General features: G+C 70.9%; 11 protein-coding genes and 1 rRNA gene. 7 read left to right on the top strand and 5 right to left on the bottom strand.

What is annotated here, in order from left to right:
• Positions 1 to 33: 33 nt before the first annotated feature.
• Positions 34 to 150 (top strand): 5S ribosomal RNA (gene rrf, locus ORV05_RS29295).
• 123 nt (positions 151 to 273) lie between these two features.
• Here the strand turns inward: rrf and ORV05_RS29290 are convergent.
• From ORV05_RS29290 to ORV05_RS29275, 4 genes are read right to left on the bottom strand one after another with little or no spacing between them, the layout of a single operon-like run.
• Positions 274 to 1,920 carry a phospho-sugar mutase gene (locus ORV05_RS29290; protein ID WP_268755198.1) on the bottom strand — a complete coding sequence of 549 codons (1,647 nt, stop codon included), beginning with the start codon at positions 1,918 to 1,920 and terminating at the stop codon, positions 274 to 276.
• Complete coding sequence (locus ORV05_RS29285) at positions 1,913 to 2,704, bottom strand: purine-nucleoside phosphorylase (protein ID WP_144592513.1); 792 nt, start codon at positions 2,702 to 2,704, stop codon at positions 1,913 to 1,915. Before ORV05_RS29285 ends, ORV05_RS29290 begins: the two co-directional genes overlap by 8 nt.
• Positions 2,701 to 3,156, bottom strand: coding sequence for an ABA4-like family protein (locus ORV05_RS29280; RefSeq protein ID WP_268755197.1), 456 nt, complete (start codon positions 3,154 to 3,156; stop codon positions 2,701 to 2,703). Before ORV05_RS29280 ends, ORV05_RS29285 begins: the two co-directional genes overlap by 4 nt.
• On the bottom strand, positions 3,153 to 4,106 hold the full coding sequence (locus ORV05_RS29275) for a hypothetical protein (protein WP_268755196.1): 954 nt from the start codon (positions 4,104 to 4,106) through the stop codon (positions 3,153 to 3,155). Before ORV05_RS29275 ends, ORV05_RS29280 begins: the two co-directional genes overlap by 4 nt.
• 88 nt (positions 4,107 to 4,194) lie before the next feature.
• Between ORV05_RS29275 and ORV05_RS29270 the strand changes: the two genes are divergently transcribed.
• Positions 4,195 to 4,818, top strand: a complete 624-nt coding sequence (locus ORV05_RS29270) for a MerR family transcriptional regulator (RefSeq protein WP_268755195.1) — start codon at positions 4,195 to 4,197, stop codon at positions 4,816 to 4,818.
• On the opposite strand, the gene ORV05_RS29265 is transcribed toward ORV05_RS29270, so the two are convergent.
• The gene (locus tag ORV05_RS29265; protein WP_268759950.1) at positions 4,808 to 6,463 is read right to left on the bottom strand and encodes a serine/threonine-protein kinase; all 1,656 of its coding nucleotides are present in this window, start codon (positions 6,461 to 6,463) and stop codon (positions 4,808 to 4,810) included. The genes ORV05_RS29270 and ORV05_RS29265 overlap by 11 nt on opposite strands.
• 160 nt (positions 6,464 to 6,623) lie before the next feature.
• Between ORV05_RS29265 and mutA the strand changes: the two genes are divergently transcribed.
• The 5 genes from mutA (at position 6,624) to ORV05_RS29240 (ending at position 13,557) form a co-directional block, all read left to right on the top strand.
• On the top strand, positions 6,624 to 8,495 hold the full coding sequence (mutA, locus tag ORV05_RS29260; protein WP_268755194.1) for a methylmalonyl-CoA mutase small subunit: 1,872 nt from the start codon (positions 6,624 to 6,626) through the stop codon (positions 8,493 to 8,495).
• Complete coding sequence (gene scpA, locus ORV05_RS29255) at positions 8,495 to 10,663, top strand: methylmalonyl-CoA mutase (protein ID WP_268755193.1); 2,169 nt, start codon at positions 8,495 to 8,497, stop codon at positions 10,661 to 10,663. The genes mutA and scpA overlap by 1 nt, the downstream gene beginning before the upstream one ends.
• Positions 10,664 to 11,647, top strand: a complete 984-nt coding sequence (gene meaB / locus ORV05_RS29250; RefSeq protein WP_268755192.1) for a methylmalonyl Co-A mutase-associated GTPase MeaB — start codon at positions 10,664 to 10,666, stop codon at positions 11,645 to 11,647.
• 63 nt (positions 11,648 to 11,710) lie between these two features.
• Positions 11,711 to 12,076, top strand: a complete 366-nt coding sequence (locus tag ORV05_RS29245) for a hypothetical protein (protein WP_268755191.1) — start codon at positions 11,711 to 11,713, stop codon at positions 12,074 to 12,076.
• A 185-nt stretch (positions 12,077 to 12,261) separates the two neighbouring features.
• Positions 12,262 to 13,557, top strand: coding sequence for a M20 family metallopeptidase (locus tag ORV05_RS29240; RefSeq protein WP_268755190.1), 1,296 nt, complete (start codon positions 12,262 to 12,264; stop codon positions 13,555 to 13,557).
• Positions 13,558 to 13,673 lie beyond the last annotated feature (116 nt).

Below are 13,673 nucleotides of genomic sequence, written 5' to 3'. Positions count from 1 at the left end.
TTATTGGATAGTGGTTGTGTGTGATCATAATGTTTCGGTGGTCATGGCGGTGGGGAAACGCCCGGTTCCATTCCGAACCCGGAAGCTAAGCCCACCAGCGCCGATGGTACTGCACTCGAAGGGGTGTGGGAGAGTAGGACACCGCCGAACACTCTTTATGGCCCTCGGGGCCCTGGTTGAGAACCCTGTGAAGGGGTTTTCCCAGGGCCTCGAGGCTTTTTTCATGCCCGGAACCGGGTGGGCACTTCGTGTCGAAGCGCCCACCCGGCAGGGCTACTGCGTGGCCGGTAGCAGGGCCGCGAGGTCCGCGCGCAAGGCCGCCAGTCGTTCGGCTGCTTTCTTCCGTGCCGGCTCCACCGCGTCCGGCACAGGTTCCGTCACCTGCAGATAGGCCTTGAGTTTCGGCTCGGTCCCCGAGGGCCGGATCACCACTCGGAACCCGTCCCCGGTCAACCGCAGAGCATCGGTACGGGGCAGCAGATCCTCCGTCCGCACCGGGAACCCACCAAGCTCGGCGGGGGGTTCGGCACGCAGGCCGGCCAGGAGCCGTGCCGGTACCCCGGCATCCGGGAACCTCAGGGAGAACTGTTCCGTCAGGTACACGCCATGCCTGCCCGCCAGATCATCCAGCAGGTCCAGCAGCGAACGCCCGGCCGCCTTCACCGTCGCCGCGAGATCGCAGGCCACCACCGCGGCCGCGATCCCGTCCTTGTCATGCACGAAATCCGGATTCACGCACAGCCCGAGCGCCTCCTCGTAGGCGAACACCAGACCCTCCCCGGCACGGGCAAGCCACTTGAACCCGGTCAGCGTTTCCGCGTACCGGGCCCCGTGCGCGGCCGCGATCTCCCCGAGCAGTGACGACGAGACGATCGTCGTGGCCACCAACGGGTTCTCACTGTCCGTTGTGGACAAGATGTGTTCACCCAGCAGCACTCCGGTCTCGTCGCCCCGCAACATCCGCCAGGAACCGCCGGGCCCCGGCACGCCCAGCGCACAACGGTCGGCGTCGGGATCCAGGGCGATCGCGAGATCGGCCCCCACCTCGGCCGCCAATGCCAGGAGCAGGTCGGTGGCCCCGGGCTCCTCCGGATTCGGGAACGACACCGTCGGGAAGTCCGGATCGGGCTCCGACTGCCGGGCCACCAGATGCACATCCGTGAACCCCGCCCCGCGGAGCGCTTCGGTCAGCACTTGGGCGCCGACCCCGTGCAGAGCGGTCGCGGCGATCCGCAGCTCCCGCGATTTCCCGTGCGGCAGCGCGGCGACCTTCGCCAGGTAGCTTTCGAGCAGTTCGGGGCCGACGACCGGTACCCCCGGCTTCCGGGCGATCTCCTTCGCGTCGGGAGCCCGGGCGATCGCGGCCTCGATCTCCTCGTCCGACGGCGGCACGATCTGGGCGCCGGTGTGGTCGTAGAGCTTGTACCCGTTGTCCGCGGGAGGGTTGTGCGACGCGGTGATCTGGATCCCCGCGGCCGCCCCGAGGTGCCCGACCGCGTAGGCGAGCACCGGGGTGGGCAGCGGGCCCGGGAGCATCCGCGCGTCGAAACCCGCCGCATGGAGGACCTCCGCGGCCGCGGCGGCGAACTGTTCGGAACCGTGCCTGCCGTCGCGGCCGATCACCACGAGTTGCCCGGCACGGCCGTGGCCGGTGAGCCATTCGGCGACGCCTGCCGTCGTGCGCACCACGACGGCGGTGTTCATCCCGTTCGGCCCCGCCCGCACGGGTCCGCGCAGCCCGGCGGTACCGAAGGTCAGGGAGCCGTTCATCCGGTCCGCCAGTTCCGCCGCGGCGCCCGGCTCCCCTTGATCCGCCCGGTCGAGCAGTTCGCCGAGTTCCTCGCGCGAATCCTCGTCCACCTCACCGGCCAGCCAGGCGACGGTCCTGTCGCGTAGTTCGGGGGCTAGCCGCTCAGGCACGGGCCACCAGATCCCGCAGCAGTGTGCCCATCCGCTCGGCGGAGGCGCGTCCGGCTTCGAGGACCTCCTCGTGGCTGAGCGGTTCGCCGGTGATCCCCGCCGCGAGGTTGGTCACCAGGGACAGCCCGAACACCTCGATCCCGGCCGCGCGGGCGGCGATCGCCTCCAGCACGGTCGACATGCCGACCAGGTCGGCGCCGAGGGTGCGAAGCATGCGGATCTCGGCCGGAGTTTCGAAATGGGGGCCGGGCAGACCGGCGTAAACGCCTTCTTCCAGGCTCGGATCGATTTCGCGGGCCAGTTCGCGCAACCGGTGCGAGTAGAGATCCACCAGGTCGACGAAGTTCGCCCCGACGATCGGGGAGGTCGCGGTCAGGTTGAGGTGGTCGGAGATCAGCACCGGCTGCCCCACCGCGAATCCGGCACGCAGGCCCCCGGCGGCGTTGGTGAGCAGTACCGACTTCACTCCCGCGGCCGCCGCCGTGCGCACGTTGTGCACCACGCGGGCGACCCCCTTGCCCTCGTAGAGGTGGGTCCGGCCGAGCAGGACCAGTGCCCGCTTGCCTGCCACGTCGACCGAGCGCACGGTGCCCCCGTGACCGATCGCGCTGGGGGTTTCGAAACCGGGCAGCTCGCCGAGCGGGATCTCCGCGTCGGGCTCCCCGAGGATGTCGGCGGCGGGGCGCCATCCGGAACCAAGCACAACGGCGATGTCGTGCCTGGCGAATCCGGTCCGCTCCCCGATGGCCGCCGCCGCGGCGGCGGCCACGTCAAGTTCACTCATGGCCTGAGATTAGGGCCTGTGACTGGAGTGGTTTGCGTAGCGGTGCGGGTGGCGGAACGGACGGCGAGGAAGACGACCACGCCGATCGGGGAGAGGAAGATCGTCAGCAGCAGGATCGGGCCGACGACCAGCGGGTGGATGCCCCGGGCACGTGCTTCGAAGAACATCCACCGGCCCAGGAACAGATCGAAGGCGACCAGGTGGGCCCAGATCGCCGCGGCGCCGTAGGGCTGGGCCAGGAACGCCTGCAGCACCGGGAGATCGGGGCGGCTCACCGCCGTCCACAGCGCCCCGAAGTGCGGTGCCACGACGCGCGCGTACACGGTGAGCGGCAGCAGGGTCACCCATGGCGAGGCCAGGATCCGGCTCGTCCACCGCCAGGACGGGGCCAGGATCATCAGCGCCCAGAACGGGGCGGCCAGCCAGAAGGTCAGTTGGAACAACTGGTTCATCGCGCCATCTCCGTGTGCCGGGCCGGTTCGGGAACGGTCGTGCCCGCGGGGCCGCGTGCGATCACCAGGGTGGCGGCGCCCAGCGTGGCGGCGGCGAGGAGACCGAAGGCCGAGAGGGTGAGCCCGTCGGGGTGGATGAAGGGCTGGCCGCGTTCCGCCTGCCAGGTCACCAGCGCGACCAGGCCCGCGTAGGCCGCCGTGGCGATGGCGGTCAGGCGGCCCCGGGTGCGGTCGGGCCGCAGACGGGGGAAGCGCCGGGCGAGAAAGCCGAGCAGCATGGCCAGCAGGGGCAGCACCTGCAGCGCGTGCATGCCGGCGAAATGGGGGATCCGCAGGTCACCGCCGGTGGTGCTCCAGCCGGTGACCGCCATGACCGGCCCGCCGTCGGGGACGCCGACACTGTGGGCGCCGATGACCTGGTGCACGGCGGAGGCGCGCTGCTGGGAGGTCGGGACGAGCATGAGGCCGCCGAGCCCGATGCCGATCAGGGAGATCAGCGCGCCCCAGCGGATCGCGAGCCTGCTCGCGGTGTCGGCGATCGGGGTGTGGAACAACAGCACGGTGAGCACCAGCGTGCCCGTCCAGATCACCGCGATGCTGCCGCCCATGATCAGGTACAGCAGCCGGTCGAAGGTGGTGGACACGTTGAAGTGGCTGGCCCGGCCGCGGATGACCTGGGTGATCAGGATGGCGTACTCGACCCCCAGCAGGCCGATGACGACGGCCGAGACGCGCGCGACGAGCCGTTGCCTGACGGTGAGCAGCGAGCTCAGCCATCCCCAGGTCAGGAAGTAGATCCCGATCGAGAGGGCGAACTTGAACGGTTTCAGCCAGATCGGTGCGCCCAGCAGGATGCGGTCGTCGAAGACCAGCCCGCCGAGCGAGACGACGGCCATCACGGCCATCACCCCGGCGGAGATCATCATCGGCCGTCTTGGTGAGGTAGTCACGGTCCCTCCTCAAGTGGATAGTCCTTCTATCCATTATGGGAACCTAAACTATCCATGTTGAGAAGATTCACAGGAAAGGACGCTCGCGATGCGGATGGCCGAGCTGAGCAGGGAATCCGGCGTGCCCGTCGCCACGATCAAGTACTACCTGCGCGAAGGCCTGCTCCCGCCCGGCGAGCGGACCAGCCCCAACCAGGCCCGTTACGGCGAGGAGCACGTCCGTCGGCTCAGACTGGTCCGAGCCCTGCTCGAGGTCGGCGGCCTGACCGTGGCGGCGGTGCGCGAGGTCGTCGAAGCGATCGACCAGCGCGCGCCCACCCACAGCCTGCTGGGGGTCATCCAGTGCGGGCTGCCGGTGCCGAAGACGGAACCGGACCCCGAGGCCCGCGCCTGGGCGCTGGAGAAGATCGAGCCCGTCGTGCGGAAACACGGCTGGAAGGGCGGCCCCGGCGACATCGTGTTCGAGGCGCTCGTCGGAGCGGTAGCCGCCTTCGCCCACCTCGAAAGGGTCGAACTCATCGAGCGGCTGGACGAGTACGCGGCACTGGCCGACCGCATGGCCGAACTCGACCTCGCCGCCATCGGCTCGCTCACCTCGACGGAGTCCATTGTGGAGGGAGCGGCGATCGGGACGGTGCTCGGCGACGCGATGTTCACCGCGCTGCGGCGGCTCGCGCAGCGACGCGCCTCGGCGGAGCGGTTCAGGGATTGATCGAGAACGTGGGCATGATCCGCTGGTAGAGCTCGACCTTCGCGGTCTCTTCCTGCTCGGTCGGCACGGTCACGCTCACCGCCCACAGGCCGTTGCCCTGCCGGAAGATCTGGGCGAAGGTGGTCCGGCTGATCTGGGTGTTGCCGCCCCGGTCCAACGTGCGGTACGACAGCGCCCACCCTTCCTTGCCCACCAGCGGGGACTTGTCCAGCGCCCGGAAGTTGCCCGTCCCACGGCTGGCGGACAGTGCCTTGATGTACTGCTCGACGTCGTGATCGGCGGAGTAGCCCGCGATGTGGTCCACGGCGAACATCTGCGAGCCGTCCGGCGAAACCCACTCCACCAGCGTGGAGGGGGGCAGACCGTCTCCCGACGCCGAGCCGGTGAACCGGGTCCAGTCCTCGGGCACCTCCACCGAGAAGGTCCCGCCCGGGGCCCCGCGCACGTTCGACGCGTCCCCGGTCCGCCGCTCGAACTTCGTCGAGACGGGCTGGGACGGCGGCACCTGGCTGCGCGGGCTCGGCGGCATGGGCGGCGCCCCTCCGATCGCCCGTGCGGCGACGAAACCGCCCGCGGTGGCGATCACGAACAGCAGGATCGCGGCGGTGGCCAGCGCGACCGTGATGGCCGTACCGCGTCGCGGCGAGGGCGGCGGCGGGGCCGGGACAGGGGCAGGGGCAGGGGCAGGGGAGAGTCCGAACGGCAGCGGCCCCGGGTCCGCCGCCAACTCCTGGCTGGCCTCGGCCGTCGGCGCCGGTTGCGCCGGTTGCGCCGATGGCGCGGACGGCGGAGTCGCCGGTGCGGGCGCGGCCGCTATCTCGCGGGTGTCGGTCGCCTCGTCACGGCGGCCGCTGGCCTGCCGGAACATCTCGGGTCCGAACAGGATCCTGGGGGCCTTCGTGAGCATCGGGTACAGCTGCAGCCGGACCTCCCGCAGCGAAGTCCGGTCGAGCGGTTCCTTCGCCATCAGGCCGCTGATCACGGCGGCCAGCGGACCCGGCGACGGCCGCGGCACCTCGCCCTTGACGACCTTGCCGATGGTCTCCAGCGGGTCGCCGTCGGCGTCGTAAGGGGGGCGCCCTTCGACCGCGCTGAACAGCGTCGCGCCCAGGCCCCACAGATCCGCGGCAGGCGTCACCGCCTTGCCGGAGGCGACCTCCGGGGCGATGTAGGCCGGCGAACCGAGCGTCATGCCGGTACGCGTCATGGTCGCTTCGGAGACGTTGCGGGCGATGCCGAAGTCGGTCAGCTTGATCCGGCCGTCCTCGGCGACGAGGACGTTCCCGGGTTTGACGTCACGGTGGGTGATACCGGCCTCGTGGGCCGCTTCGAGCGCCGCGGCGACCGCGTCCCCCACGGCGGCGGCCTGCTCGGTGCTCAGTGGGCCGTGTGCCTTGAGCAGCTCGGCCAGGCTGTGCGAGGGCAGCAGCTCCATCACGACGTAGGGCTCGCCGTCCTGGCGGGCCACGTCGTGCAGCACGATCACGTTCGGGTGGGACAGCACGGCGATGGCCCTGGCCTCGCGCAGGGTCCGTTCCCGCAGCTCGTCGGCCTGCCCGGCGGTCACGCCCGGTGGCAGCCGGATCTCCTTGACGGCCACCGGCCTGCGCAGGAACTCGTCGTAGGCCGACCAGACGGTGCCCATCGATCCCGACCCCAGGACGGACCGCAGCCGGTAGCGTCCGGCGACGACGCGGGGCTCTTCGCTCGCGGTGGGCACCCGCACATTCTTGCGGATGCGCCCCACCCCGACCGCGAGCAGGCTCACACTTGCGGTGTCGGCGTCCCCCCTACCATCGTTAACTATGACTCAGGCTGGGACAACGCCGCCCACTGCGGGCGGCCCCGAGCTCGCGCTCGCCGCCGAGTTCGCCGCGCCACAACGCGCCGACTGGCAGAAACTCGTCGCTGGGGTGCTCGCGAAGAGCGGGGCGCTGCCGGAAGATTTCGCGGGCGCGCCGGAAAGCCTGCTGAGCTCCCAGACCTACGACGGCATCGAGATCCAGCCGCTCTACACCGCCGGCGAGACCGCGCCGCCCGCCGGCTACCCCGGCCTCCCGCCGTTCGTGCGGGGCACCAGGCCGGAAGGGGCGGTGGGCACCGGCTGGGACGTGCGGTCACTGCACGCCGATCCCGATCCCGCCGCCACGAACAAGGCGATCCTCGCCGACCTCGAGAACGGCGCCACCTCGGTCTGGCTCAAGGTCGGGGACGGCGGAATCGCGCCGGAGTCCCTCGCCGACGCGCTCAATGAGGTCTACCTCGACCTCGCCCCTGTCGTGCTCGACGCGGGCGCGGGCTACCAGGCCGCGGCCGACGCCCTGTTCGCCGTGTACGCCGAGAAGGGCATCCCGGACAGCGCGGTCACCGGCAACCTCGGGGCGGACCCGATCGGGCTGCGCGCCCGCACCGGCAACGCCCAGGAGACCGCGGCCGCCGCCGCCCTGGCCGCTCGTGTCGCCGAGCGGTATCCGAAGCTGCGCACGCTGGTCGTGGACGGCCTGCCCTACCACGAGGCGGGCGGTTCCGATGCACAGGAACTCGGCGCCGCGATCGCCGCCGGGGTGGCCTACCTGCGGGCCCTCACCGACGCGGGGCTCACCGTCGACCAGGCCGCCGACCAGCTGGAATTCCGGTTGGCCGCCACCGCCGACCAGTTCCTCACCATCGCGAAACTGCGGGCCGCCCGCCGCCTGTGGGCCCGGGTCACCGAGGTCGCGGGGGCGAGCGCCCGAGGCATGAAGCAGCACGCGGTCACCTCCACGGCGATGCTGACCCAGCGCGACCCGTGGGTGAACATGCTCCGCACCACCGTCGCCTGCTTCGCCGCGGGCGTCGGCGGCGCGGACGCCGTCACCGTCCTGCCGTTCGACGCGGCGATCGGCCTGCCCGACGCGTTCTCCCGGCGTATCGCCCGCAACACGCAGGCGATCCTGCTCGAGGAGTCGCGCCTGGCCGGCGTGATCGACCCCGCGGGCGGCTCCTGGTACGTGGAGAACCTCACCGACGCACTTGCCAGCGCCGCCTGGCGCGAGTTCACCGAACTCGAACGGCAGGGCGGCATCGAGGCCGCGCTCGACTCCGGATTCGTCGCCGGCCGTCTGGCCGGGACCTGGGAGGCCCGCTCGGCCCGGCTGGCCACCCGCCGTGACCCGGTCACCGGGGTCAGCGAGTTCCCGAACCTCGCCGAGAAGCCCGTCGAGCGCAGCCCGTACCCCTCCGCCGCGGACGGTGGCGGGCTGCCGAAGGTGCGCTACGCCCAGGCCTACGAGCAGCTGCGGGACCGCTCCGACGCGTACCTGGCCGAGCACGGCGAGCGGCCGAAGGTCTTCCTGGCGACGCTCGGCCCGGTCGCTTCGCACACCGCGCGCGCCACCTTCGCCTCGAACCTGTTCCAGGCCGGTGGCATCGAGCCGGTCAACCCGGGAGCGGTGGACGATCTTCTCGCCGCGTTCCGGGCCAGCGGCGCGACCGTCGCCTGCCTGTGCGGCAGCGACCGCTCCTACGCGGAGCGGGCCGGTGAGGTCGCGGCGGCCCTGCGCGAAGCGGGGGCGAAAGCCGTCCTCCTCGCCGGCAAACCGGACGAGTCCTACGGTGGGATCAGCGCCTTCGCCTACACAGGATGTGACGCGCTCGCCGTGCTGACCAGCACACTCGAAACGCTGGGAGTGAAGTGATGGCCATCCCCGACTTCTCCGACGTCGAGCTCGGCATCCCCGACCCGGCAGGCCAGGCCGACTGGGCCGAGGCGCTGCACGCGAGCACCGGCAAGGGAGCCGACGCGCTGGTCTGGGAGACCCCGGAGGGCATCGGCATCAAGCCGGTCTACGGCGCCGAGGACCTGTCCGGTCTGGACTTCCTGAACACCTACCCGGGGATCGCGCCGTTCCTGCGCGGGCCGTATCCCACCATGTACGTGAACCAGCCGTGGACCATCCGGCAGTACGCCGGGTTCTCCACCGCCGAGGAGTCCAACGCCTTCTACCGCCGCAACCTCGCCGCCGGGCAGAAGGGGCTTTCCGTCGCCTTCGACCTGGCCACCCACCGCGGCTACGACTCCGACCACCCCCGCGTCGCCGGTGACGTCGGCATGGCGGGCGTGGCGATCGACTCGATCTACGACATGCGGCAGCTCTTCGACGGCATCCCGCTGGACCGGATGAGCGTGTCGATGACCATGAACGGCGCGGTGCTGCCGGTGATGGCGCTCTACATCGTCGCCGCGGAAGAGCAGGGTGTCACGCCGGACAAGCTGGCCGGGACCATCCAGAACGACATCCTCAAGGAGTTCATGGTCCGCAACACCTACATCTACCCGCCGCAGCCCTCGATGCGGATCATCTCCGACATCTTCGCCTACACCTCGCAGAAGATGCCGCGGTTCAACTCGATCTCCATCTCCGGCTACCACATGCAGGAGGCGGGGGCCACCGCCGACCTGGAACTGGCCTACACCCTCGCCGACGGGGTCGAGTACCTCCGCGCCGGGCTCGACGCCGGGCTGGAGATCGACAAGTTCGCGCCGCGGCTGTCGTTCTTCTGGGCGATCGGCATGAACTTCTTCATGGAGGTCGCGAAGATGCGCGCGGCCCGGCTGCTGTGGGCCAAGCTGGTCAAGCAGTTCGAGCCGAAGTCGGAGAAGTCGCTGAGCCTGCGGACCCACAGCCAGACCTCCGGCTGGTCGCTGACCGCCCAGGACGTCTACAACAACGTCGTCCGCACCTGCGTGGAGGCGATGGCGGCGACCCAGGGGCACACCCAGTCGCTGCACACCAACGCACTCGACGAGGCGCTCGCACTGCCCACCGACTTCTCGGCCCGCATCGCGCGGAACACCCAGCTGCTGCTGCAGCAGGAGTCCGGCACCACCCGCGTGATCGACCCGTGGGGCGGCAGCGCGTTCGTCGAACGGCTCACCTACGACCTGGCGCGCAAGGCGTGGGGCCACATCGGCGAGGTCGAGGCCGCGGGCGGCATGGCCCGCGCGATCGACGCGGGCATCCCCAAGCTGCGGATCGAAGAGGCCGCCGCCCGCACCCAGGCGCGGATCGACTCCGGCCGTCAGCCGGTGATCGGGGTCAACAAGTACCGCGTGGACTCCGACGAGCAGATCGACGTGCTCAAGGTGGACAACGCGGGGGTGCGCGCTCAGCAGCTGGAGAAGCTGCGCAGGCTGCGCGAGGAGCGCGACGAGAACGCCACCCAGGACGCCCTGCGTCGGCTCACGGCGGGCGCCGAGGGCAGCGGGAACCTGCTCGAACTGGCCGTCGACGCGGCACGCGCCAAGGCCACCGTGGGCGAGATCTCCGAAGCGCTGGAGAAGATCTGGGGACGGCACGCCGGGCAGATTCGTACCATCTCCGGTGTGTACCGCGACGAGGTCGGGAAGTCCGAGAACGTGACCAAGGTGCGTGAGCGGGTCGAGGCCTTCGCCGAGGCCGAGGGCCGCCGCCCCCGCATCCTCGTCGCGAAGATGGGCCAGGACGGCCACGACCGTGGCCAGAAGGTGATCGCCACCGCCTTCGCCGACCTCGGCTTCGACGTGGACGTGGGCCCGCTGTTCTCCACCCCGGCGGAGGTCGCGCGGCAGGCCGTGGAGGCCGACGTGCACGTGGTCGGGGTGTCTTCGCTGGCCGCCGGGCACCTGTCCCTGGTGCCCGCGCTGCGCGAGGAGCTGGCGAACCTGGACCGGTCCGACATCATGATCGTGGTCGGCGGCGTCATTCCGCCGCAGGACTACGAACAGCTGCGCGAGGCGGGCGCGGCGGCGATCTTCGGTCCGGGCACGGTGATCGCGGACTCCGCACTCGAACTGCTCGAGCGGCTCGAACAGCAGGCAGGCTGAGTGGCCCGCCGGATCGACGTCGACGCCTACGCCAAGGGAGTGCTCGCGGGGGACCGCGGCATCCTGTCCAGGGCCATCACCCTGGTCGAGTCGAACCGTGAGGATCACCGAAGGCAGGCGCAGGAGCTGCTGGTCGAGCTGCTCCCGCACGCCGGCGGCGCCCGGCGGGTCGGTATCACCGGCGTGCCCGGTGTCGGTAAATCGACCTTCATCGACCAGCTCGGCATCGACCTGACCGCCGCCGGGCACCGCGTGGCGGTGCTCGCGGTGGACCCTTCGTCCACCCGTACCGGCGGCAGCATCCTCGGCGACAAGACCCGCATGGCCCGGCTGGCGGTGGATCCGGCGGCCTTCATCCGGCCCTCGCCGACCTCCGGCACCCTCGGCGGGGTCGCCCGCGCCACCCGCGAGACGATCGTGCTGATGGAGGCCGCCGGGTACGACGTCGTGCTGGTGGAGACCGTCGGGGTCGGCCAGTCCGAGGTGACCGTGGCGAACATGGTCGACTGCTTCCTGTTCCTGACCCTGGCCCGCACCGGTGACCAGTTGCAGGGCATCAAGAAGGGCGTGCTCGAACTCGCCGACGTGATCGCGGTGAACAAGGCCGACGGCGAGCACGAACGCGATGCCAAGCGGGCCGCGCGGGAGCTTTCCGGCGCGCTGCGGATGATCTACGGCTCCGACGCCTCCTGGACCCCGCCGGTGCTGACCTGCAGCGGGTTGCACGACAACGGGCTCGACGTCGTCTGGCAGCAGATCGAGCGCCACCGCGCCCAGCTGCTCGAATCGGGCGAGTTGGACCGCAAGCGCAGCACGCAGCAGGTCGAGTGGATGTGGGCCATGGTCCGCGAGCAACTGCTGTCCCGGCTGGAGCAGCACCCCGGGGTGCGTGCGGTGGAACGGGACGTCGAACGGGCCGTGCGCGACGGCGAACTCACCCCGACACTGGCGGCGCAGCGTATTCTGGACGCTTTCGGAGCGTGACTTCCGCCCTCGCCCCGGGCACACTTGATCGTGATCCGCGCCGGGTCGAGGGAGGCGACAGTGATGAACAAGGTTCGGGCGATGCTCGGCGGGTTGATGCTCGGGGTACTGGTGCCGCTCACGACGCCGGCCGCGATGGCCCTCGCGGAGCCGATGCCGGTCGCGGCGGCGTTGCCGCCGTCGTCGGCGGGGTCGTCGGCGGTGCGGGTCGCGATGCCCGGGTCGACGCCCCGCGCCGGCCTGGCAGGCCCGCTCGCGCAGCAGACCACGGCGCCCCCCGGCCCTCGGATCGATCCTTCGGACAACGCGCGCGCCAACGCACAGAAGGCCAAGAACAAGATCATCGTCGGGGTGATCGCGGCGGTGCTCGCCTTGATCGTCGTGTGGGGCCACAGCAGGCGGGCCAAAAAGAAGAAGAAGCAGGCCTGACGGCGGGCGGCCGAAAGGCCGCCGGACCGGTGCGCGGGTACAGGTGGACCGAACTCTTGGCTGCCGTTCAACGCAGATCCACTACCGGCCGTCCCGGGAAGCCACCGTGTGGTTTCTGGCCCCCCGCCGTATGGTGCAGGATTGCGGCAAATGGGTTACACGCGACTGGCAGATGGAGGTTCGGCGTGACCGTGCTGGACTCACGGCGGGACATTCCCGGCGACCGCGAGGGGTCGCATGCCTCATTCGGGGCATGGGACGCGCTGATCTCCGCGGATGGCGTCAGCATGGCACCTGTGACCGACCTCGGTGCGGGAAGAGGACCGTTCTGGCTCGACGAGTGGCTCGCGCGCGCGGGCGCGGACGTCGTGGCCTGGCGGCGGCACATCCACGCCAACCCGGAACTCGCGCGTCAGGAGTTCTCGACCACGGAACTGATCACCGCGGTGCTGCGCTCGGCCGGGCTGGAGCCCACCGTGCTGCCCGGCGGCACCGGCGTCCTCTGCGACGTGGGCAGCGGCCCGGTCTGTGTCGCCCTGCGCGGGGACATCGACGCACTACCGCTGACCGAGGCCACCGGACTGCCCTTCGCCTCCGCCGTCGAAGGCGCCATGCACGCCTGCGGCCACGACGCGCACACGGCGATCCTGCTCGGCGCGGGCCTGGCCCTGGCCTCGGCACCCGAACTGCCGGGCCGCGTCCGGCTGATCTTCCAGCCCGCCGAGGAGGTCATGCCCGGCGGTGCGCTGGACGTGATCAACGCGGGCGGCCTCGAAGGGGTCGACCGGATCTTCGGCCTGCACTGCGATCCGCGGCTGCAGGTCGGGCGAATCGGCTCCCGGATCGGGCCGCTGACCTCCGCGGCCGACCTGATCGAACTGCAGCTCACCTCGCCGGGCGGGCACACGTCGCGCCCGCACCTGACCGCAGACCTCGTGCACGCCCTGGGCGTGGTGATCACGTCGCTGCCCTCGCTGCTGTCGCGCCGGGTGGACCCCCGGTCCGGCACCGTGCTGGTGTGGGGCGCGGTGCACGCCGGGCAGGCGGCGAACGCGGTACCGCAGGACGGCGTGCTCCGCGGCACCCTGCGCACCGCCGAGCACGAGGTGTGGAAGGCGCTGGAGCCGCTGGTCGCGTCCTCGGTGGAGTCGCTGCTCGCGCCGACCGGCGTCGGGTTCAAACTGGACTACCGGCGCGGCGTGCCGCCGCTGGTGGGTGACGAGGACAGCACCGCGCTGTTGCGCGCGGGGGCGGAGGCGGCCCTCGGCGAGGAGGCCCTCACCGGCACGGAGCAGTCCTCCGGTGGCGAGGACTTCGCGTGGTACCTGGAGCACGTCCCCGGCGCGTTCGCCCGCCTGGGCGTCTGGTCGGGTGAAGGGGAGATGAGGGACCTGCACCGCCCGACCTTCCAACTCGACGAGCGCGCGCTCGCCGTCGGCATCCGCGTCCTGGTCCACACCGCCCTCGCCGCCCTCGCCTGAGTCCCACCCCCAGGCGCTTGTGTCCCATCCTCGTGGAGGTGTGTCCCACCTCCACGAGGGTCCGGGTTATCCACAGGTAACCGGGTTATCCACAGATTTTTATCCACAGGCTCAAC

The organism is Amycolatopsis cynarae (assembly GCF_026802195.1).
GTDB classification, from domain to species: domain Bacteria; phylum Actinomycetota; class Actinomycetes; order Mycobacteriales; family Pseudonocardiaceae; genus Amycolatopsis_E; species Amycolatopsis_E rhizosphaerae.
The sequence above is the reverse complement of the archived record's forward strand: the minus strand, read 5'-3'. Positions and strand labels throughout refer to the sequence as shown.

Coding starts and splice junctions, on each gene's coding strand:
- mutA (WP_268755194.1), top strand. CDS start 6,624: ATGACTCAGGCTGGGACAACGCCGCCCACTGCGGGCGGCCCCGAGCTC.
- ORV05_RS29280 (WP_268755197.1), bottom strand. CDS start 3,156: ATGAACCAGTTGTTCCAACTGACCTTCTGGCTGGCCGCCCCGTTCTGG.
- ORV05_RS29270 (WP_268755195.1), top strand. CDS start 4,195: ATGCGGATGGCCGAGCTGAGCAGGGAATCCGGCGTGCCCGTCGCCACG.
- ORV05_RS29245 (WP_268755191.1), top strand. CDS start 11,711: ATGAACAAGGTTCGGGCGATGCTCGGCGGGTTGATGCTCGGGGTACTG.
- scpA (WP_268755193.1), top strand. CDS start 8,495: ATGGCCATCCCCGACTTCTCCGACGTCGAGCTCGGCATCCCCGACCCG.
- ORV05_RS29265 (WP_268759950.1), bottom strand. CDS start 6,463: ATGGGCACCGTCTGGTCGGCCTACGACGAGTTCCTGCGCAGGCCGGTG.
- ORV05_RS29285 (WP_144592513.1), bottom strand. CDS start 2,704: ATGAGTGAACTTGACGTGGCCGCCGCCGCGGCGGCGGCCATCGGGGAG.